This is a genomic window from Pseudomonas sp. KSR10 (assembly GCF_022355455.1).
Taxonomy (GTDB): domain Bacteria; phylum Pseudomonadota; class Gammaproteobacteria; order Pseudomonadales; family Pseudomonadaceae; genus Stutzerimonas; species Stutzerimonas stutzeri_E.
Genome location: NZ_JAKOEN010000019.1, coordinates 336,130 through 353,754 on the forward strand (window position 1 = coordinate 336,130; position 17,625 = coordinate 353,754).

19 protein-coding genes are annotated in these 17,625 nt (G+C 60.0%); 6 read left to right on the forward strand and 13 right to left on the reverse strand.

Annotation, left to right across the window (positions count from 1 at the left end; genetic code table 11):
* Nucleotides 1-77 precede the first annotated feature (77 nt).
* The 7 genes from MCB86_RS10490 to ffh form a co-directional block, all read right to left on the reverse strand.
* Nucleotides 78-803, reverse strand: a complete 726-nt coding sequence (locus MCB86_RS10490; RefSeq protein ID WP_045160972.1) for a thioredoxin fold domain-containing protein — start codon at nt 801-803, stop codon at nt 78-80.
* A gap of 127 nt (nt 804-930) precedes the next feature.
* Nucleotides 931-1,827, reverse strand: a complete 897-nt coding sequence (gene xerD, locus MCB86_RS10495) for a site-specific tyrosine recombinase XerD (protein ID WP_239610818.1) — start codon at nt 1,825-1,827, stop codon at nt 931-933.
* Between the two features lie 283 nt (nt 1,828-2,110).
* A complete protein-coding gene (rplS, locus tag MCB86_RS10500) occupies nt 2,111-2,461 on the reverse strand; it encodes a 50S ribosomal protein L19 (RefSeq protein ID WP_021208319.1) in 351 nt (116 codons plus the stop codon).
* Between the two features lie 43 nt (nt 2,462-2,504).
* Nucleotides 2,505-3,257, reverse strand: a complete 753-nt coding sequence (gene trmD, locus MCB86_RS10505) for a tRNA (guanosine(37)-N1)-methyltransferase TrmD (protein ID WP_045160970.1) — start codon at nt 3,255-3,257, stop codon at nt 2,505-2,507.
* 5 nt (nt 3,258-3,262) lie between these two features.
* Nucleotides 3,263-3,799, reverse strand: a complete 537-nt coding sequence (gene rimM, locus MCB86_RS10510) for a ribosome maturation factor RimM (RefSeq protein WP_045160969.1) — start codon at nt 3,797-3,799, stop codon at nt 3,263-3,265.
* Between the two features lie 4 nt (nt 3,800-3,803).
* Nucleotides 3,804-4,055, reverse strand: a complete 252-nt coding sequence (gene rpsP / locus MCB86_RS10515; protein WP_003282953.1) for a 30S ribosomal protein S16 — start codon at nt 4,053-4,055, stop codon at nt 3,804-3,806.
* Nucleotides 4,056-4,240: 185 nt separating this feature from the next.
* Nucleotides 4,241-5,617 (reverse strand): signal recognition particle protein, encoded by a 1,377-nt coding sequence (ffh, locus tag MCB86_RS10520; RefSeq protein WP_239610819.1) that lies wholly within the window; start codon nt 5,615-5,617, stop codon nt 4,241-4,243.
* 240 nt (nt 5,618-5,857) lie between these two features.
* Here ffh and ccsA point away from each other — a divergent pair, with 240 nt between their 5' ends.
* Both ccsA and MCB86_RS10530 read left to right on the forward strand, forming a co-directional pair.
* The gene (gene ccsA / locus MCB86_RS10525; RefSeq protein ID WP_045160967.1) at nt 5,858-6,658 is read left to right on the forward strand and encodes a cytochrome c biogenesis protein CcsA; all 801 of its coding nucleotides are present in this window, start codon (nt 5,858-5,860) and stop codon (nt 6,656-6,658) included.
* Nucleotides 6,659-6,698: 40 nt separating this feature from the next.
* On the forward strand, nt 6,699-7,985 hold the full coding sequence (locus MCB86_RS10530) for an HlyC/CorC family transporter (RefSeq protein ID WP_239610820.1): 1,287 nt from the start codon (nt 6,699-6,701) through the stop codon (nt 7,983-7,985).
* Between the two features lie 24 nt (nt 7,986-8,009).
* Here MCB86_RS10530 and purT read toward each other — a convergent pair whose 3' ends face one another.
* From purT to MCB86_RS10550, 4 genes are read right to left on the reverse strand one after another with little or no spacing between them, the layout of a single operon-like run.
* Entirely contained in the window at nt 8,010-9,191 is a 1,182-nt protein-coding gene (gene purT, locus MCB86_RS10535; protein ID WP_045160965.1) for a formate-dependent phosphoribosylglycinamide formyltransferase, read from the reverse strand.
* Between the two features lie 56 nt (nt 9,192-9,247).
* Entirely contained in the window at nt 9,248-9,439 is a 192-nt protein-coding gene (locus MCB86_RS10540) for a DUF1289 domain-containing protein (protein WP_045160964.1), read from the reverse strand.
* On the reverse strand, nt 9,436-9,960 hold the full coding sequence (locus tag MCB86_RS10545) for a gamma carbonic anhydrase family protein (protein WP_045161105.1): 525 nt from the start codon (nt 9,958-9,960) through the stop codon (nt 9,436-9,438). The genes MCB86_RS10540 and MCB86_RS10545 overlap by 4 nt, the downstream gene beginning before the upstream one ends.
* 2 nt (nt 9,961-9,962) lie before the next feature.
* A complete protein-coding gene (locus MCB86_RS10550; protein WP_239610821.1) occupies nt 9,963-10,577 on the reverse strand; it encodes a CoA pyrophosphatase in 615 nt (204 codons plus the stop codon).
* Nucleotides 10,578-10,797: 220 nt separating this feature from the next.
* Here MCB86_RS10550 and MCB86_RS10555 point away from each other — a divergent pair, with 220 nt between their 5' ends.
* From MCB86_RS10555 to MCB86_RS10570, 4 genes are all read left to right on the forward strand, one after another.
* Nucleotides 10,798-11,352 (forward strand): NUDIX hydrolase, encoded by a 555-nt coding sequence (locus MCB86_RS10555; protein WP_239610822.1) that lies wholly within the window; start codon nt 10,798-10,800, stop codon nt 11,350-11,352.
* A 26-nt stretch (nt 11,353-11,378) separates the two neighbouring features.
* A complete protein-coding gene (locus tag MCB86_RS10560; RefSeq protein WP_045160961.1) occupies nt 11,379-11,879 on the forward strand; it encodes a L,D-transpeptidase family protein in 501 nt (166 codons plus the stop codon).
* Nucleotides 11,880-11,956: 77 nt separating this feature from the next.
* Complete coding sequence (locus MCB86_RS10565) at nt 11,957-12,406, forward strand: MarR family transcriptional regulator (protein WP_045160960.1); 450 nt, start codon at nt 11,957-11,959, stop codon at nt 12,404-12,406.
* A 140-nt stretch (nt 12,407-12,546) separates the two neighbouring features.
* A complete protein-coding gene (locus MCB86_RS10570) occupies nt 12,547-12,975 on the forward strand; it encodes an organic hydroperoxide resistance protein (protein ID WP_045160959.1) in 429 nt (142 codons plus the stop codon).
* Nucleotides 12,976-13,048: 73 nt separating this feature from the next.
* Here the strand turns inward: MCB86_RS10570 and MCB86_RS10575 are convergent, their stop codons facing one another.
* Both MCB86_RS10575 and purL read right to left on the reverse strand, forming a co-directional pair.
* Nucleotides 13,049-13,366 (reverse strand): YqfO family protein, encoded by a 318-nt coding sequence (locus tag MCB86_RS10575; RefSeq protein WP_045160958.1) that lies wholly within the window; start codon nt 13,364-13,366, stop codon nt 13,049-13,051.
* A 202-nt stretch (nt 13,367-13,568) separates the two neighbouring features.
* A complete protein-coding gene (purL, locus tag MCB86_RS10580; protein ID WP_239610823.1) occupies nt 13,569-17,465 on the reverse strand; it encodes a phosphoribosylformylglycinamidine synthase in 3,897 nt (1,298 codons plus the stop codon).
* Nucleotides 17,466-17,625: the final 160 nt, after the last annotated feature.

The following is a 17,625-nucleotide window of genomic DNA, read 5'->3' on the forward strand; positions in this document are numbered from 1 at the left end:
GCCTTCAGCTTTTGAACGTGAGGAGCGGAACAGTTCAGTAGCGCACGGGGCAGCACCCTCAGGATGCTGCCAGGGCCTTAATGGGCTTTCAGAGCGAGCTCAGCAAGCTGGGGTGCAGGCTGGTAGCCAGGGATGACCTGCCCATCAGCCAGAATGATCGCCGGAGTCCCCTGAACACCGATCAGCTGACCCAGCTCGTACTGTTTCGCAACGGGGTCGTCGCAGCTGGCATCGGGTACTTCCTCACGCGCCTTGGCTTTATTCATCGCCGCCTGACGATCCTTGGCGCACCAGACGTTGGCCAGGGTATTGGCGCCATGGCTGCCCATACCCTGCCGCGGAAATGCCATATAGCGAACCTCGACACCCAAGCGATTAAGCTCCGGCACTTCGCTGTGCAGTTTCTGGCAATAGCCACAATCGGTATCTGTGAAAACCGTGATATGAGTCTTCGGCTTCTCTGGCGAGAAGACCACCATCTCATTAGCGGGAATGGCGTCGATCATCTTGGCAACCGAGCGACTCTGGGCCTGCTCGGTCAAGTTGACGGCCTGTCCGTCCTTGAACTGGAACATGTACCCCTGGATCACGAATTGCCCATCGGCGCTGGCGTACAGCTGGCGCCCGCCCTTGAGCTGGACCTGATAGACACCGTCCATGGGGCTTTCGGCAATCGCTTCGATCGGCATGCCGGGCTGCACGGATTGCAGCGATTCACGAATTGCCTTGTCGGCATCGGCGGCCAGGACGACGGTGCTGGCAAGACCGAGGGTCGCCGCAGCAAATAAACGAATCACGCGCATGGAATCTCCTGGCGACTTCGATCGAGGGAAGGCCGCAGATTAACATAGCCACTTCGCCCCAGCGCATGGCATTGGGCGTTTGGTCGCGGATTTTGTGGCCTGCTGCGCAGGCTCACGGGACCTGTGGTCAGCCACGCGGATGATGCTGCGCGTGGAGCTCCTGCAGCCTCGCGCGCGCGATGTGCGTGTAGATCTGTGTAGTAGACAAGTCGCTATGACCGAGCAGCATCTGCACGGTCCGAAGATCCGCGCCATGGTTGAGCAGATGCGTGGCGAACGCATGACGCAACGTGTGAGGTGAAATCGATGCCGCAATCCCAGCCTGCCGAGCGTGCAGCTTGATTCGATGCCAGAACGTCTGCCGCGTCATCAGATCACCACGCCGACTGAGAAACACCACGTCACTCGCCTTGCCCGCCAGTAGGGTATCCCGAGCGTCACGCAGATAACGCGTCAACCAGTGCATGGCCTCCTCTCCGAGCGGCACCAGACGCTCCTTGTTGCCCTTGCCGAACGTGCGCAGCACGCCCTGGCGAAGATTGACTTGCTCCAGACTGAGACTCACCAGCTCCGTCACACGCAGGCCGGTCGCATAAAGGACTTCAAGCATCGCCCGGTCGCGCAACCCCAGCGGATCGCTAAAATCAGGTACGGCCAGCAATGCTTCCACGTCGGCTTCGGACAACGCCTTGGGTAGCGGTCGCCCAAGCTGCGGCAGCTCGACGCGCAGCGTGGGATCTACCGAGATCTCCCCTTCGCGAAGCAGAAACCGATAAAAACCGCGAAGCCCGGAAAGCAGCCGTGCGGTGGAACGCGCCTTGTAGTTATTGGCCAATCGCCAAGCAAGATGATCGAGAATCGCCTCCCGGCCGGCGTCCATCAGTCGAGCGCCTCGCGCGTTGAGCCAGCCATTGAACAGGGCCAGATCGCTCCGATAAGCCTCACGGGTATTATCCGATAGCCCTTTCTCGAGCCAGAGGGCATCGAGGAAACGGTCGATCATTGGATCATCGAGTGCGGGCATGAAAACTCATCGGCAGGTAAAAGCATGTTTGTTCCATAGAGCACCAGACGCGTCAGATCGGCCCGCTCTGTAGCGGTGAACATGAGCAGCTTATCCTGCACGCATCATTGGATGCCCGAAGCGCTCAATCACAATGCCATGGGCGCTTATTAGGCTGAAAGTGTACGAAGGAACACCAGAACCCAAAAGCCAGGACAGCCGAATCGCAGCGATGATACTGAAAGCAACTGACCGGCGAAAAAAAAGCAGCCCGAAGGCTGCTTTTTTTTGAAGGACGCTTTCCTCAGGAAAGCTTTTCCTTGATGCGGGCTGCCTTGCCGGACAGCGCGCGGAGGTAATACAGCTTGGCCTTGCGAACATCGCCACGGCGCTTGACGCTGAGGCTGTCAACCATCGGGCTGTAGTACTGGAAAGTACGCTCGACACCCACACCGTTGGAAATCTTGCGAACGGTGAATGCACTGTTCAGACCGCGGTTACGCTTGCCGATCACAACGCCTTCGAACGCCTGCAGACGCTCACGCTCGCCTTCCTTCACTTTCACCTGGACGACAACGGTGTCGCCCGGGGCAAACGGAGGCAGTTCTTTGGTCATCTGCTCAGCTTCGAGCGCCTGGATAATCTTGTTGGTCATGCTGTGCTCCTAAGACAGGCCTTCGTGGCGTGCCATCGATACGTTAACTATCGTCCCGCTGACGGATATACTCCGTCAGCAGCTTTTGTTCTTCTCCAGAAAGCGAGCGGCTATCCAGAAGATCAGCGCGGCGTTCCCAGGTTCTTCCGAGGGATTGCTGCAAACGCCAGCGCCGGATGTGCTCATGATTGCCGCTAAGCAGCACTTCAGGAACACGTTTATCCGCATACACTTCCGGTCGCGTGTAGTGCGGGCAATCGAGCAGGCCGTCGGTAAACGAATCCTCCTCGGCGGAATCAGCATGACCCAGCGCTCCGGGGAGCAAGCGGGTCACAGCATCAATCAGCACCATGGCCGGCAATTCACCGCCGGACAACACGTAATCGCCAATCGACCATTCCTCATCGACATGCGCCTCGATGAAGCGCTCGTCGATACCTTCGTAGCGACCGGCAATGAGAATAAGCGCCTCTTCCTTCGCCAAGTCGCGGACGTCAGCCTGTTTCAACTGCCGCCCCTGAGGCGACAGGTAAATCACCTTCGCCTTCTCGCCAGCGGCCTGTCTGGCGTCTGCCAGTGCAAGCTCCAGCGGCTTGATCTTCATCACCATGCCGGGGCCGCCGCCAAAGGGACGATCATCCACGGTCTGGTGACGATCTTCGGTGTAGTTCCGGGGATTCCAGCAACGCAGCTGGAGCAGCCCCTGCTTCACCGCGCGACTGGTAATACCATAGTCGCGGACGGCAGCGAACATGTCCGGAAACAGACTGATCACTTCGACACGAAAGCCGGACATGTCAGTCAGAAATCCGCATCCCATTCGACGTGCATTTCGGCTGCATCCAGATCGACCTTCAACACGCAGGGGTCGGTATAGGGCAGCAAGCGCTCACGATCATCCAGGCTGCCGTCAAACGGCTTGACCACCAGGACATCATTAGCTCCGGTTTCCAGCAGATGATCCACCCGCCCAAGCACTTGCCCGAGCTGATTAATGACCGTCAGGCCCTGAAGCTGGAACCAGTAGTACTCTTCGCCAGCCAAGTCAGGCAGTTCACTGCGGGGTATGCAGATCTCGAAGTCGGCGTATGTACGCGCCACTTCACGATCAGTCAGTCCGCCCAGCGTAGCCACCAGAACCTTGCCCTGGAGGCGCCCCTTGACCAACTCGACCTGCTTGACCTCGTCGCCTCGCCTGAGCGTCCAGCGGCGATAACCCAGCAGATTGTCGATCGGATCGGTAAAGGAATAGATCTTTACGTCACCACGCACGCCATGCACCGAAACGATTTTACCGATAACGATCAGGTCTTCGGCCGGAACAGACGTTGCGTTCATGTATTTAGGCAGCGGCCTTGGCAGCTTCCTTCAGCAGCTGAGCAACGCGCTCAGACGGCTGTGCGCCCTGGCTCAGCCAGTAAGTAGCACGCTCCTGGTTTACAGAAAGCTTCACTTCCGCACCCGAGGCGATCGGATTAAAGAAGCCGATACGCTCAACGAAGCGACCATCACGCGGATTGCGGCTGTTGGTCACGGTCAGGTGGTAGAAAGGGCGCTTCTTGGAGCCGCCACGGGCGAGACGAATAGTTACCATGTGAACATCGTTCCTGTAGTCGGTACAGCAAATCTGAATGCAGGGCCCAAGGCCCGAAAGGCCGCATATTCTAAGGATTATCCGGACTTTTGCAAATGGCTTTTTTAAAAACAGCTACAGGCCTCGGCAGCGGGCCTGCCCAGCTTCAGCGGTGCCCAACAAAATGGCACGCCGAGAGCTCTGGGTTAGAACTTAGGCATCCCGCCGCCCGGAAGCATCCCACCCATACCGCGCATCATTTTGGCCATCCCCCCCTTGCCACTGACCTTCTTCATCATTTTCTGCATCTGCTTGTGCTGCTTGATCAGGCGACCGATATCCTGCACCTGCGTACCAGAACCCATGGCGATGCGGCGCTTGCGTGAACCACTGATGATGTCAGGGTTGCGCCGCTCGACAGGCGTCATCGAATTGATGATGGCTTCCATCTGCTTGAACTGCTTCTCGGCTGCGCCCTGGGCATTACCCATCTGCGATAGATTTACACCGCCGATTGACGGCAGCTTATCCATCAGACCACCGAGGCCACCCATGTTTTTCATCTGCTGAAGCTGGTCGCGGAAATCTTCTAGATCGAAGCCCTTGCCCTTCTTCAGCTTCTTGGTGAGTTTCTCGGCCTTTTCTCGGTCCAGCGTCTGCTCGGCTTGTTCGATCAAGCTGAGCACATCACCCATACCGAGGATGCGCGAGGCAATTCGGTCCGGGTGGAACGGTTCGAGCGCGTCGCTTTTTTCTCCCATGCCGAGGAATTTGATCGGCTTACCGGTGATGTGACGGACCGACAATGCGGCACCGCCTCGCGCATCCCCGTCGACCTTGGTCAACACGACACCGGTCAATGGCAGCGCTTCGCCGAATGCCTTGGCGGTGTTGGCCGCATCCTGACCCGTCATGGCATCGACGACGAACAGCGTCTCGGCCGGATTGATCGCCGCATGGACGGCCTGGATCTCGGCCATCATCTCGGCATCGATGGCCAGACGGCCGGCGGTATCGACCAGTACCACATCAATGAACTTGAGCTTGGCCTCGCGAATCGCTGCCTGAGCGATTTCGACAGGCTTCTGGCTGGTATCGGAGGGAAAGAAGGTCACGCCCACTTCCGCAGCCAAGGTTTCGAGCTGCTTGATCGCCGCAGGGCGGTAGACGTCCGCGGAAACAACCAACACCGACTTCTTCTTGCGCTCCTTTAGGAACCTCGCCAGCTTGCCAACCGTAGTGGTCTTTCCCGCCCCCTGCAGGCCGGCCATCAGCACAACGGCCGGGGGCACCACGCTCAGGGCAAGATCTTCATTGGCCGCGCCCATCAGCTCTTCCAGCTCGGCGCGAACGATCTTCACGAACGCTTGACCAGGTGTCAGACTCTTGGAGACCTCGGTGCCGACGGCCCTGTCCTTGACCTTGGCCACGAACTCCTTGACCACCGGCAGTGCGACGTCAGCTTCTAGCAGCGCCATTCGCACTTCGCGCAGGGTGTCCTTGATGTTGTCCTCGGTCAGCTTGGCCTTGCCGGTAACATGGCGAAGTGTCTGGGAGAGGCGGTCGGTTAGGTTTTCAAACATGTGCCGTTTCCACGCTGGGTGTGGTTAAGGCACCGATTATAGAAGCTGTGAGGCCCAGGCCGGTACCCCGCCGTCGAGCCTTTTCATCGCACAGGTGAGCCAACCCCGAAGACTATCGGCGCTACATTGGGCAACACACTGCAGGCCGCCCGCCGGGGCAGTACCCACCGCCATACGCACGCTTTTGTGCGACCAGCGTTTGTGCCACACTCAGCGCCTTTCGAGCCTGCTAACAGACCTATGCACCCTCTGCTACCGAGCCTAGCTGCCGCCTGCCTTTACGCCGGCGTCACCGGATACCAAGGCCTGCGCCTAGTGCAACGCACCGTGCCGGACAAACGTCTTCTTCTCGTCCTGGGCGCCTTGGCGCTCGTTGCGCACGGGGTGAGCCTGTTCATTCAGCTGCTGTCGCCCAGCGGATTGCATCTGGATTTCTTCACGGCTTCGAGCCTGATCGCTGCCGCCGTCATCCTGCTGATCCTGCTTGCCCTCTACCGCATGCCGGTCGAAAACCTTCTGCTGTTGCTCTTTCCACTCGGCTGTCTGACGGTACTGTTCGCCCAGTTCGCGCCCTCCGGAACGGTACCGGCCATTGCCGAAGAGCCGGGCATCCTGGCTCACATCCTGTTCTCCATACTGGCTTACGGGATGCTCACCATTGCGGTCTTCCAGTCGTTGCTGCTGCTTTTGCAGGACCACCACCTGAAGCACAAACACCCATCCGGGCTGATCAAGAACTTCCCACCGCTACAGACCATGGAGAGTCTGCTGTTCGGCTTTCTGCTCGCCGGTTGGCTGCTGCTGTCGGCATCCTTGATCTCCGGCTGGCTGTTTCTGGAGAACCTGTTCGCCCAACATCTGGTGCACAAGACACTGTTGTCGGTGGTCGCCTGGGTGGTTTTCGGCCTGTTGCTGTGGGGACGGCACCAGCTTGGCTGGCGCGGCTACAAGGCCATTCGCTGGACATTGGCCGGCTTCTGCCTGCTGATGCTGGCCTATTTCGGCAGCAAGCTGGTCCGCGAATTCATCCTGCACGTCTAGCAGCGCACGACGAAACATCAACAGACTCTAGGACCACCAAGTGGAACATCTACACCCCGGCTTCCTGGTCGGCATGCTGGTTTTCCTGCTTTTGTGCTCGGCGTTCTTTTCCAGTTCCGAAACCGGGATGCTCAGCCTCAACCGCTACCGCCTGCGCCACAAGGCCAAAGACGGGCACCGCGGGGCAAAGCGGGCAAGCGCGTTGCTCGAGCGGCCGGACCGGCTGCTCGGGACAATTCTGGTCGGCAACAACTTCGTCAATATCCTCGCCTCGTCGATCGCCACGGTGCTGGCAATCAAGCTATGGGGCGAAGCCGGAATCGCGATTGCGACCATCGGCCTGACCATCCTCCTGCTCATATTCGGAGAGATAACGCCGAAGACGCTCGCCGCCCTGCGACCGGAAACCGTTGCGTACCCGGTCAGCCTTCCGCTGCTGTTGCTGCAGAAAGTGCTGTATCCGCTGGTGGCGTCGCTCAATTGGATCAGCAATGGCCTGCTCAAACTGCTCGGTGTCGACCTGTCCAACAAGGGCAACGACAGCCTATCCACAGAGGAACTACGCAGCGTGGTCCGTGAATCGGGCAGCGACATGCCGATGAATCGGCAAAGCATGCTGCTCGGCATCCTGGACCTGGAAAAGGTCACGGTCGACGACATCATGATCCCCCGTAACGAGGTCGCCGGTATCGACCTCGAGGACGACCTTGAAACCATCGTGACCCAACTGCGCACCACACCCCACACGCGCCTCCCGGTATTTCGCAAGGACATCAATCAGATAGAAGGCATCGTGCACATGCGCCAGATCGCGCGACTGCTCAGCCACGACCAACTGACCCGAGAAAGCCTGCTGGACGCTTGCAATGAGCCCTACTTCATTCCCGAGAACACCCCACTGTCCACTCAGCTGGTCAATTTCCAGAAGCAGAAACGGCGCATCGGCATCGTCGTCGACGAATACGGAGATGTGCTGGGCATCGTGACGCTGGAAGACATTCTCGAAGAGATCGTCGGTGAATTCAGCAACCAGGACGCATTACGCAGCCCGGACATCCACCCGCAGGACGACGGCACCCTGGTGATCGATGGCGCGGCCTACCTGCGCGAAGTCAACCGGGCGCTGGGCTGGCAGCTGCCCTGCGACGGCCCCAAGACCCTTAACGGGTTGATTACCGAGGCGCTGGAGCATATTCCCGATAGCGGTATCTGCCTGCAGATCAACCAGTACCGGCTCGAGATCCTGCAGGCGGCGGACAACCGCGTCAAAAGCGTACGCGCCTGGGTGATCGAAGACGTTCCGGACGCAACGGGCGACACGCCCTGATGGGCGTCACGCACCCCTGGATCATCAGAACGCTGTATCGATTGCCGCAGCTGCCCGTAACGCCTTGGCGCGTGAAGCATCGATCGAGACGTCGCGAGCCAGCGCGACACCCATACGCCGCTGCCCGCTGACGCCCGGCTTGCCAAACAAACGCAGCGCCGTGTCCGGCTCGGCCATAGCGGCCGCCAGATTGCCGAAGCTCACCTGATCGGACTCGCCCTCAACCAGCACCACCGCCGAAGCGGACGGACCGAACTGGCGAATTGCCGGAATCGGCAGTCCCAGAATCGCTCGCGCATGCAGGGCGAATTCGGAGAGATCCTGAGAGATCAAGGTCACCAGACCGGTATCGTGTGGCCGCGGTGAGACCTCACAGAACCAGACCTTGTCGCCTTTGACGAACAACTCGACACCGAAGATGCCGCGACCACCCAGCGCATCGGTGACGGCCAGGGCAATGCGTTCGGCCTCCGCCATCGCGCCCGGCGTCATTGGCTGGGGCTGCCACGACTCTTGATAATCGCCCTTTTCCTGCCGATGCCCGACCGGCTGGCAAAACGTCGTCCCGCCCGAATGGCGGACGGTCAGCAGCGTGATCTCGTAGTCGAAATCGACGAAGCCTTCAACGATCACTCGTCCCTTGCCGGCACGCCCGCCTGCCTGGGCGTATTCCCAAGCCGCGAGAATCTCTGACTCGTCCCGCAGAACCGACTGGCCTTTACCGGACGAGCTCATGACGGGCTTGATCAGACACGGAAACCCGAGCGCCGAAATAGCCGCGCGACATTCTTCCAGCGAATCGGCGAAGCGATAGGGCGAGGTCGGCAGCCCCAGCTCTTCAGCCGCCAGGCGGCGAATACCCTCACGATTCATGGTGAGCTGCGCGGCCCGTGCAGTCGGGATGACGTTATAGCCCTCGCCTTCCAGCTCGACCAACGTCGCGGTGGCAATCGCTTCGATTTCCGGCACGATGAAATGCGGCTTTTCCTGCTCGATAACCGCTCGCAACGCAGCGCCATCGAGCATATCGATGACATGGTGACGATGCGCCACCTGCATGGCCGGCGCATTGGCATAACGATCAACCGCTATGACCTCGACGCCCAGGCGTTGAAGCTCGATAACCAGTTCCTTGCCGAGCTCGCCGGAACCGCAAAGCAGTACACGGGTCGCGCTGGCGGACAGCGGCGTGCCTATTCGGGGCATGGGATTCCTCGTTATACGGATTGTGATGAGCGGGCGGAGGCGCACCGCACCTCGAATTAGAGCAGCAGTCCGCTGGCGCGTGCCCGGTCGTGGCAACGCAGCAGCACCTGACGCCGCTCCTGATTGTCCATACGGCTCCAGCGACGAATCTCATCGATGCTGCGCTGGCAGCCCGTGCATAAATCGTCCTCATCCAGTGCGCAGATGCTGACGCAGGGAGAAGCGACCGGCTTTTCCTCGTCGCTCAATCGTCCTGCTCCGCCAGATCACGGGCGTAACGCTGGGCATTGTGCACGTAGTGCGCCGCGCTCGCTTCGAGCATTTTCTTCTGTTGTTCAGTCAATTCACGCACCACCTTGCCGGGTGAGCCCACCACCAGTGAACCGTCTGGAATCTCCTTTCCTTCGGCAATCAAGGTATTGGCGCCGATGATGCAGTACTTGCCAATCTTTGCGCCATTGAGGATTACCGCGTTGATACCGACCAGGCTGTAATCACCGACGGTGCAGCCATGCAGCATGGCATTGTGTCCAACAGTGACTCCGGTACCCAATGTCAGTGGATACCCCATATCGGTGTGCATCACGCTACCATCCTGCACGTTGCTGTTTTCGCCAAGATGGATCAGCTCGTTATCCCCGCGCAGCACCGCACCGAACCAAACGCTTGCACCAGCATCCAGTCGGATCTTGCCGACCAGCGTGGCATTTGGCGCGACCCAGCTTTGTGGATCGGCTTCAACACGGGAATCACCCAGGCGATATTTCACGGTCATGACCTCTTCTGGCTCAGATCGACGTAGGAAATGGGGGGACGGCGCATTTCGATCCCGGCGTCGTACACCAGGTTCACCAGCTCGACGATCATGATGGCCGTCAGGCCCCAGATCTTGTATTCGCCGTACCGGTACGACGGGACATACCAGGCGTCACCTTGGTAATCGATACGGTGGGTAACCTCTCGCGTGTCCTGGCAAAAGAAGTCCAGCGGCACGGAAAAGACCGAAGCGATCTCGGCATCGTTGGCGCGATATTCGACATAGTCAGGCACGACGCCGACATAAGGCGTGACATGAATGCCATGGAGCGAAACCAGGCTACTGAGCGGCCCGACGACTTCTACCATCCCCGGCGCCAACCCCACTTCTTCTTCGGCTTCGCGCAGTGCGGTATGGATCAGATTTCGATCCTCTGGATCGCGGCGTCCACCGGGGAACGCTACCTCACCGCCGTGGGTGGATAGGCCGCTGGCGCGAAGGGTCAACACCAGCTCCGGCGAATCACTACGAGTAATCGGCATCAATACCGCCGCCTCGGGCATCCGGCCTTCCGGCTCCAGGAGATGCGGGGAATAGTCACGCACCCGTTGGAGAATCTTGTCCAGCATGAAACATCTCTTTCAGTCTTTGACAGGCATCATGGCATGAATCACCAAGGCGCCCAAGACGGGCAAGGGCAAAATCCGGCAGCTCTGACTCGACGACTACGAACACAACCAAAGAGACCCAACTGTCGCTGGCAAGCTTTTCGCGGCAAACTAGATTTCAGCAATAACGCAGCCCGTCGCCCCGGGCTGTGGGAATGATCCGTATACCGAAGGAAGCGCGATGAAATTCTGCAGCCAGTGCGGCGGTTCGATCACCGAGCGGGTCCCTGATGGGGATAATCGGACCCGATTTGTCTGCACATCCTGCGATACGATTCACTATCAGAACCCACGCATCGTCGCCGGTTGTCTGCCTATATGGGAAGACCACGTATTGCTCTGCCGCCGGGCGATAGAACCGCGACGCGGTTATTGGACGCTGCCGGCCGGCTTTATGGAGAACGGTGAGACCGTACAGCAGGCGGCGGAGCGGGAGACTCTGGAGGAAGCGTGCGCTCGAGTCACGGACTTGCAGCTCTACACGTTGTTCGACCTGCCACATATCAACCAGGTCTACATGTTCTTTCGCGCAGAATTGGTGGACGAACGATTCTGCGCGGGAGACGAGAGCCTCGAAGTCAGGCTTTTCCGACAGGCTGACATCCCTTGGTCAGAGCTGGCTTTTCCGACGATTGGCCGTACCCTAGAATACTTTTTCGCCGACCGGGTGCAGCAGACCTTCCCGGTGCGCAACGAAGCCATCGAAGCAATGCGAGTGGCGCGCAAACAGGTCTGATGCCGTAAGGATTCAGGAAAGCTCCAATGCGCTGGCTGTTAGCGATCTTCTGCTTCACATTTGCTGCCCTCTCACATGCTACCGCCGCGCCAGTATTCGATGATGCTTTCATCGACAAGGTGCTGGTGGTCAAGTCCGAGCGCCAGCTTCACCTCATCAGCCGCGGCGTTACCATGAAGAGCTACCGCGTGTCCCTGGGCAAGCAACCAGGTCCCAAGGAGCGTGAAGGCGACCAGCGGACACCCGAGGGGTTTTACTGGATCGACTGGCGCAAGACCTCCGACAAATACAACCTGGCGATGCACATCTCCTATCCGAACGCCAAGGACCTGGCACGGGCCAGCCGCGAAGGCGAGCGCCCGGGAAGCATGATCATGCTTCACGGCACACCGCTCGATGAAGAATATCCGGAGTGGTTTTTCCATACTCTCGACTGGACCGAGGGGTGCATCGCGCTGAAAAACGATGATATGCGCGAGATCTGGAATCTGGTGAAGAACGGTACGCTGATCGAGATCCGCCCCTGACAAATACGCGCCGAGCTTGGCACCAGGCGAGGCCGCACGTTAACGTGAAAGCCATTTCTCCTGCCATTCGGCCAGCCATGACGAAGACGCCTTCAGACGAGCAGCTGCAGCTGGATAATCAGCTGTGTTTTGCCCTGTATTCCGCCTCGCTGCAGATGACCAAAGCTTATAAGCCCTTGTTGCAAAGCATCGGTCTGACCTACCCGCAGTATCTGGCGATGCTCGTGCTTTGGGAGCGCGACGGGCTCACCGTCGGGGAAATCAGCGCTCGGTTGCTGACCGAGCCCGGTTCGCTGACGCCATTGCTCAAACGCCTGGAAGCCGAAGGTTTGATCAGCCGGACCCGCAGCAGCAGCGATGAACGAGTAGTCGAACTGCATCTCACTGACGCGGGGCGTGCCATGAAGCAACGCGCCCTGCACTTCCCCGACTGCATGCTCGAATGTACCGGGCAGTCACGCGATGCGCTGTTGGTGCTACGCAATCAACTTGTCGCCCTTCGCAGCGCATTGCTGAAAGGTAACTAAGCGCCGCCGGGCGCGGCGCTACCCTCGCCAGTGACTCCGCAGACGCTGCTCAAGCAGTCGCGATCGGATTTATCTTGTGCGATAAATATTATCGCGATAAGTTAAACCGCAACTGAACGCCACTCCCGAGGAAACGAAACATGCAAACCATCAAGGCCCTCTATACCGCAACCGCCACTGCCACCGGAGGTCGCGATGGCCGTGCAGCATCGTCCGACGGCCTGCTCGATCTAAAGCTCTCCACTCCCAAAGAACTCGGCGGGCAAGGCGGCGAAGGCACCAACCCGGAGCAACTGTTTGCCGCTGGCTACTCAGCCTGCTTTATTGGCGCGCTGAAGTTCGCCGCTAGCCAGTTGAAACAGCAACTGCCGATCGATACAGCGGTCACCGGCCAGGTGGGCATCGGTCAGATTCCCGGCGGATTCGGGCTCGAAGTCCAGTTGAACGTCAGCCTGCCAGGTCTTGAGCGATCAGCTGCCGAGCAACTGACCGAAGCCGCTCACCAGGTATGCCCCTACTCCAACGCCACCCGCGGAAATATCGAGGTTCGCCTGAATGTCGCTGTCTAAGCCGGTTCACGTCTGACGCGCACAAAAAACCCGAGTGGTCAGTGGCGACTCGGGTTTGTTCGTAACGCACCAATCAGAACTGCAAATCGGACAGCCGCCACACCTCGAATGCGGGCGTCTCGTACGGGTGGGTACGCTTGAGTGCCTTGACGCTGTCATGAATCAGCTCGTCAGCCACCACCAATTCAACCTTCCATTCCGACAACGAGTGCACCTGGCCAAGTTGCCCAAGGAATGGCTTGCTGCCCTCCAGCGGGCGGTACTGACCGTGCCCGAGCACCTGCCAGCAGCAACTGTCGTATGCACCGATGCGCCCGGCACCGGCAGCGAAGACTGCCTTCTTGACTGCGTCCAGGTGGCTTTCCGGAACATAGAAACACAGCTTGTACATCAACGTCTCCGCAAGAACAGACGGCGGAGCACCTCTCCGCCGAGACAACCGATTCGCCGACCGACTCGGCATCTCTGCATTGCCGATATCAGACGTTGCCACTGATGCTTGGTTCAGCAGGCATCGTCGACCGAATCACAGTTAACAAAAAAGCCCGGGGCGCCTGTACGCCTCCGAGCTTTCCGTTCCGTCCAGGGTCAGGTCAGTCGACCCAGACTCGCGCATTACGGAACATGCGCATCCAGCCACCATCGTCCTGCCACTCGTCCGGGCGCCAGGAGTTGGTCACGGCGCGGAACACCCGCTCGGGGTGCGGCATCATGATGGTCACCCGGCCATCGCGGGTGGTCAGCCCAGTGATCCCGCGCGGTGACCCGCCCGGGTTGGCCGGATAGCGTTCGGTGACCTTGCCGTGATTGTCGATGTAGCGCAGCGCGACGGTGCCAGAGAGATCGGCTTCGAGTAGCGCTTCTTCGCTTTCGAATTCCGCGTGACCTTCGCCGTGCGCGATAGCGATAGGCAAGCGTGAACCGGCCATGCCCTGGAGGAAGATCGACGGAGAGTCCTGGACCTGGACCATGGCCACACGCGCTTCGAATTGCTCGGAGCGGTTACGCACGAAGTGTGGCCAGGACTCGCTGCCAGGCACCAGCTCATGCAGGTTGGACAGCATCTGACAGCCGTTGCAGACACCAAGTGCGAAGCTGTCCCTGCGCTCGAAGAAAGCGCTAAAGTCTTCACGGGCACGGCTGTTGAACAAGATTGATTTGGCCCAGCCTTCGCCGGCGCCGAGGACGTCGCCATAGGAGAAGCCGCCACACGCGACCAGCCCCTTGAAGCGCTCGAGGCTGATACGCCCGGACAGGATATCGCTCATGTGCACATCGACCGCGGCGAAACCGGAACGGTCGAAAGCGGCCGCCATCTCGGTCTGGCCGTTGACGCCCTGCTCGCGCAGAATCGCCACCTCGGGTCGCGCGCCACGCTTGATGTAAGGTGCGGCGATATTTTCATTGACGTCGAAGCCCAGCGTGACGCTCAAACCAGGATTATCTTCTTCCAACAGCGCGTCGAATTCCTGATCGGCACAGTCGGCGTTGTCGCGCAGACGCTGGATCTGATAACTGGTTTCGGACCACTGGCGCTGCAGCAGGCGACGATCACCGGCGAACACATCCGCGCCATCGAACCTGATCGCCACGTGGCCATTGTTGACTGGCTGCCCGATAACCGAAACGCAGTCGGCGAGGCCCGCCGCGCTGAACTGCGCGAGCACGACCTCGGTATCGCCCTGGCGCACCTGAATCAGCGCACCCAATTCCTCGTTGAACAGTGCAGCCGGGATTTGCGCCGCGCTCTCCACCAGACCATCGAGGTTGAGGTTAAGACCACAGTGTCCAGCAAAGGCCATTTCCAACGCCGTGGTCAGCAAGCCACCGTCCGAGCGATCGTGGTAGGCCAACAACAGCCCATCGACATTGAGCCCCTGGATTACTGCGAAAAACGCCTGCAGATCTTCGGCGTCATCCACGTCCGGCGCCTGACGTGCCATCTTGCCGTAGACCTGCGCCAAGATCGACGCCCCCATACGATTCTGGCCGCGGCCGAGGTCGATCAGCACCAGATCTGTTTCGCCCTTGTCCAGTCGCAGCTGGGGGGTCAGGGTATGACGTATGTCCACTACCGGCGCGAAACCGGACACGATCAGCGACAACGGCGAGGTCACACTTTTCTCGGCGCCCTCGTCAGTCCAGCGGGTCTTCATCGACATCGAGTCCTTGCCGACCGGGATGGTGATCCCCAGCTCCGGACACAACTCCATGCCCACCGCCTTGACCGTGTCGTACAGACGCGCGTCTTCACCTGGATGGCCGGCTGCGGCCATCCAGTTGGCGGACAGCTTGATATCGGAAAGCTTCTCGATCCGGGCGGCGGCCAGGTTCGTCAGGGTTTCGCCAATCGCCATGCGTCCTGATGCAGGCGCGTCGAGCAGGGCCAGCGGCGTCCGCTCGCCCATGGCCATGGCTTCACCGGTATAAACATCGTAACTGGTGGCGGTCACCGCACAGTCCGCCACCGGGACCTGCCAAGGGCCGACCATCTGATCGCGTGCCACCATGCCAGTGATGCTGCGGTCACCAATGGTGATCAGGAAGCTCTTGCTGGCCACTGCCGGATGATGCAACACACGGTCGATCGCCTCGGACAGTTCAACTTGGTCAGCTGCGAAATCATCGCCAAGCTCGGCCTCACGGACAGCGCTGCGGTGCATGCGCGGCGCCTTGCCGAGCAACACGTTGAGCGGCATATCGACCGGATCGTTGCCGAAGTGGCTGTCAGAAACGGTCAGATGCGGTTCGGCTGTGGCTTCGCCTACGACGGCGAAGGGGCAGCGCTCGCGCTTGCAGATAGCTTCGAAACGCTCGAGATCGGCGGCATCGACCGACAGCACGTAGCGCTCTTGGGATTCGTTGCACCAGATTTCATGTGGCGCCATGCCCGGCTCGTCGTTGGGGACCTTGCGCAGCTCGAAGCGCCCGCCACGACCACCGTCGTTGACCAGCTCCGGGAAGGCGTTGGAGAGGCCACCGGCGCCGACATCGTGAATGAACTTGATGGGGTTCTTGTCGCCCAGCTGCCAACAACGGTCGATGACCTCCTGGCAGCGGCGCTCCATTTCAGGGTTGTCACGCTGCACCGATGCGAAATCGAGATCCGCCGAGCTGCTGCCGGTTGCCATCGACGAGGCAGCACCGCCGCCGAGGCCGATCAGCATTGCCGGACCACCGAGCACGATCAGCTTGCCACCAACCGAAATCTCGGCCTTTTGCACGTGACCTTCACGAATATTGCCCATGCCGCCGGCGAGCATGATCGGCTTGTGGTAGCCGCGAACCTCATCGCCACGCGGGGTGCTGATCGATTGCTCGAACGTGCGGAAGTAACCGTTCAACGCCGGCCGGCCGAACTCATTGTTGAACGCCGCGCCACCCAACGGGCCTTCGATCATGATGTCCAGCGGTGTGACGATACGCTCGGGCTTGCCGTACGGGACTTCCCAAGGTTGCTCGAAGCCAGGGATGTTCAAGTTGGAAACGGTGAAGCCGGTAAGGCCCGCTTTGGGCTTGGCACCACGGCCGGTGGCACCCTCATCGCGGATTTCGCCGCCGGAGCCAGTGGCAGCACCAGGAAAGGGGGCGATCGCCGTCGGGTGGTTGTGGGTTTCCACCTTCATCAGGATATGCACCGGCTCCTGGCTGGCCGCGTATTCGCCGGTGTCGGGATTCGGATAGAAACGCCCCGCCACGTTGCCCACGATCACCGCGGCGTTGTCCTTGTAGGCGGACAGCACCCCTTCGCCATGCAGCTGGAACGTGTTCTTGATCATGCCGAACAGGGACTTGTCCTGATTCTCGCCATCGATGTCCCAACTGGCGTTGAAGATCTTGTGACGGCAATGCTCGGAATTGGCCTGGGCGAACATCATCAGTTCGATGTCATGGGGGTTGCGCCCCAACCCGGTGAAACTCGTCACCAGATAGTCGATCTCGTCTTCAGCCAGCGCTAGGCCCAGATCCACGTTGGCCTGCTCCAGCGCAGCGCGCCCGCCGCCCAGCACATCAATCGCGGTCAGTGGCTTCGGCTCGGCATGGCTGAACAGGTTCGCGGCTTCCTCGAAACGCGCGAGCACCAATTGGGTCATGCGGTCATGCAGGGCGGCGGCGATCTGTTGGGCCTCAGCGTCGGAGAAGTCCCCTGCCACGTAGTAAGCGATGCCACGCTCGAGGCGCTGAACCTTGGCGAGTCCACAATTGCGGGCGATATCGCTGGCCTTGCTCGACCAGGGGGAAATCGTTCCGAATCGCGGAATAACGAGGAACAACCGACCCGCGGGCTCCTGAACGGGAACGCTTGGACCGTACTTCAGCAGCCGGGAGAGCACGAGTTCCTCATCCGCGCCAAGCGTGCCGGATACTTCGGCGAAATGAGCGAACTCGGCGTACAACCCGCTCACGGCGGGGACCTTCGCGGTCAATTGTGCCAGGAGCTTGCCGTGACGGAAGGCGGAAAGAGCGGGAGCGCCGCGCAGGATCAACATCGTCGGAACAGCCTCGGAGGGGGGAGCAGTCGGGCCGCGTATTCTAGCCCATGACAGCGTCCGAGGCTAAGCCTGCTGCAAGCTCCACGCACGCAGGGTGGATCACGGGTCTGCAATCCACCGCTCACACGGTGGATGCGAAAGACGCCATTCACGCTCG

What these genes read in the sequence shown, in the direction of transcription:
- MCB86_RS10490 (WP_045160972.1), bottom strand. Translation starts at nt 803, where the DNA reads ATGCGCGTGATTCGTTTATTTGCTGCGGCGACCCTCGGTCTTGCCAGC.
- xerD (WP_239610818.1), bottom strand. Translation starts at nt 1,827, where the DNA reads ATGCCCGCACTCGATGATCCAATGATCGACCGTTTCCTCGATGCCCTC.
- rplS (WP_021208319.1), bottom strand. Translation starts at nt 2,461, where the DNA reads ATGACCAACAAGATTATCCAGGCGCTCGAAGCTGAGCAGATGACCAAA.
- trmD (WP_045160970.1), bottom strand. Translation starts at nt 3,257, where the DNA reads ATGTCCGGCTTTCGTGTCGAAGTGATCAGTCTGTTTCCGGACATGTTC.
- rimM (WP_045160969.1), bottom strand. Translation starts at nt 3,799, where the DNA reads ATGAACGCAACGTCTGTTCCGGCCGAAGACCTGATCGTTATCGGTAAA.
- rpsP (WP_003282953.1), bottom strand. Translation starts at nt 4,055, where the DNA reads ATGGTAACTATTCGTCTCGCCCGTGGCGGCTCCAAGAAGCGCCCTTTC.
- ffh (WP_239610819.1), bottom strand. Translation starts at nt 5,617, where the DNA reads ATGTTTGAAAACCTAACCGACCGCCTCTCCCAGACACTTCGCCATGTT.
- ccsA (WP_045160967.1), top strand. Translation starts at nt 5,858, where the DNA reads ATGCACCCTCTGCTACCGAGCCTAGCTGCCGCCTGCCTTTACGCCGGC.
- purT (WP_045160965.1), bottom strand. Translation starts at nt 9,191, where the DNA reads ATGCCCCGAATAGGCACGCCGCTGTCCGCCAGCGCGACCCGTGTACTG.
- MCB86_RS10550 (WP_239610821.1), bottom strand. Translation starts at nt 10,577, where the DNA reads ATGCTGGACAAGATTCTCCAACGGGTGCGTGACTATTCCCCGCATCTC.
- MCB86_RS10555 (WP_239610822.1), top strand. Translation starts at nt 10,798, where the DNA reads ATGAAATTCTGCAGCCAGTGCGGCGGTTCGATCACCGAGCGGGTCCCT.
- MCB86_RS10560 (WP_045160961.1), top strand. Translation starts at nt 11,379, where the DNA reads ATGCGCTGGCTGTTAGCGATCTTCTGCTTCACATTTGCTGCCCTCTCA.
- MCB86_RS10565 (WP_045160960.1), top strand. Translation starts at nt 11,957, where the DNA reads ATGACGAAGACGCCTTCAGACGAGCAGCTGCAGCTGGATAATCAGCTG.
- MCB86_RS10570 (WP_045160959.1), top strand. Translation starts at nt 12,547, where the DNA reads ATGCAAACCATCAAGGCCCTCTATACCGCAACCGCCACTGCCACCGGA.
- MCB86_RS10575 (WP_045160958.1), bottom strand. Translation starts at nt 13,366, where the DNA reads ATGTACAAGCTGTGTTTCTATGTTCCGGAAAGCCACCTGGACGCAGTC.
- purL (WP_239610823.1), bottom strand. Translation starts at nt 17,465, where the DNA reads ATGTTGATCCTGCGCGGCGCTCCCGCTCTTTCCGCCTTCCGTCACGGC.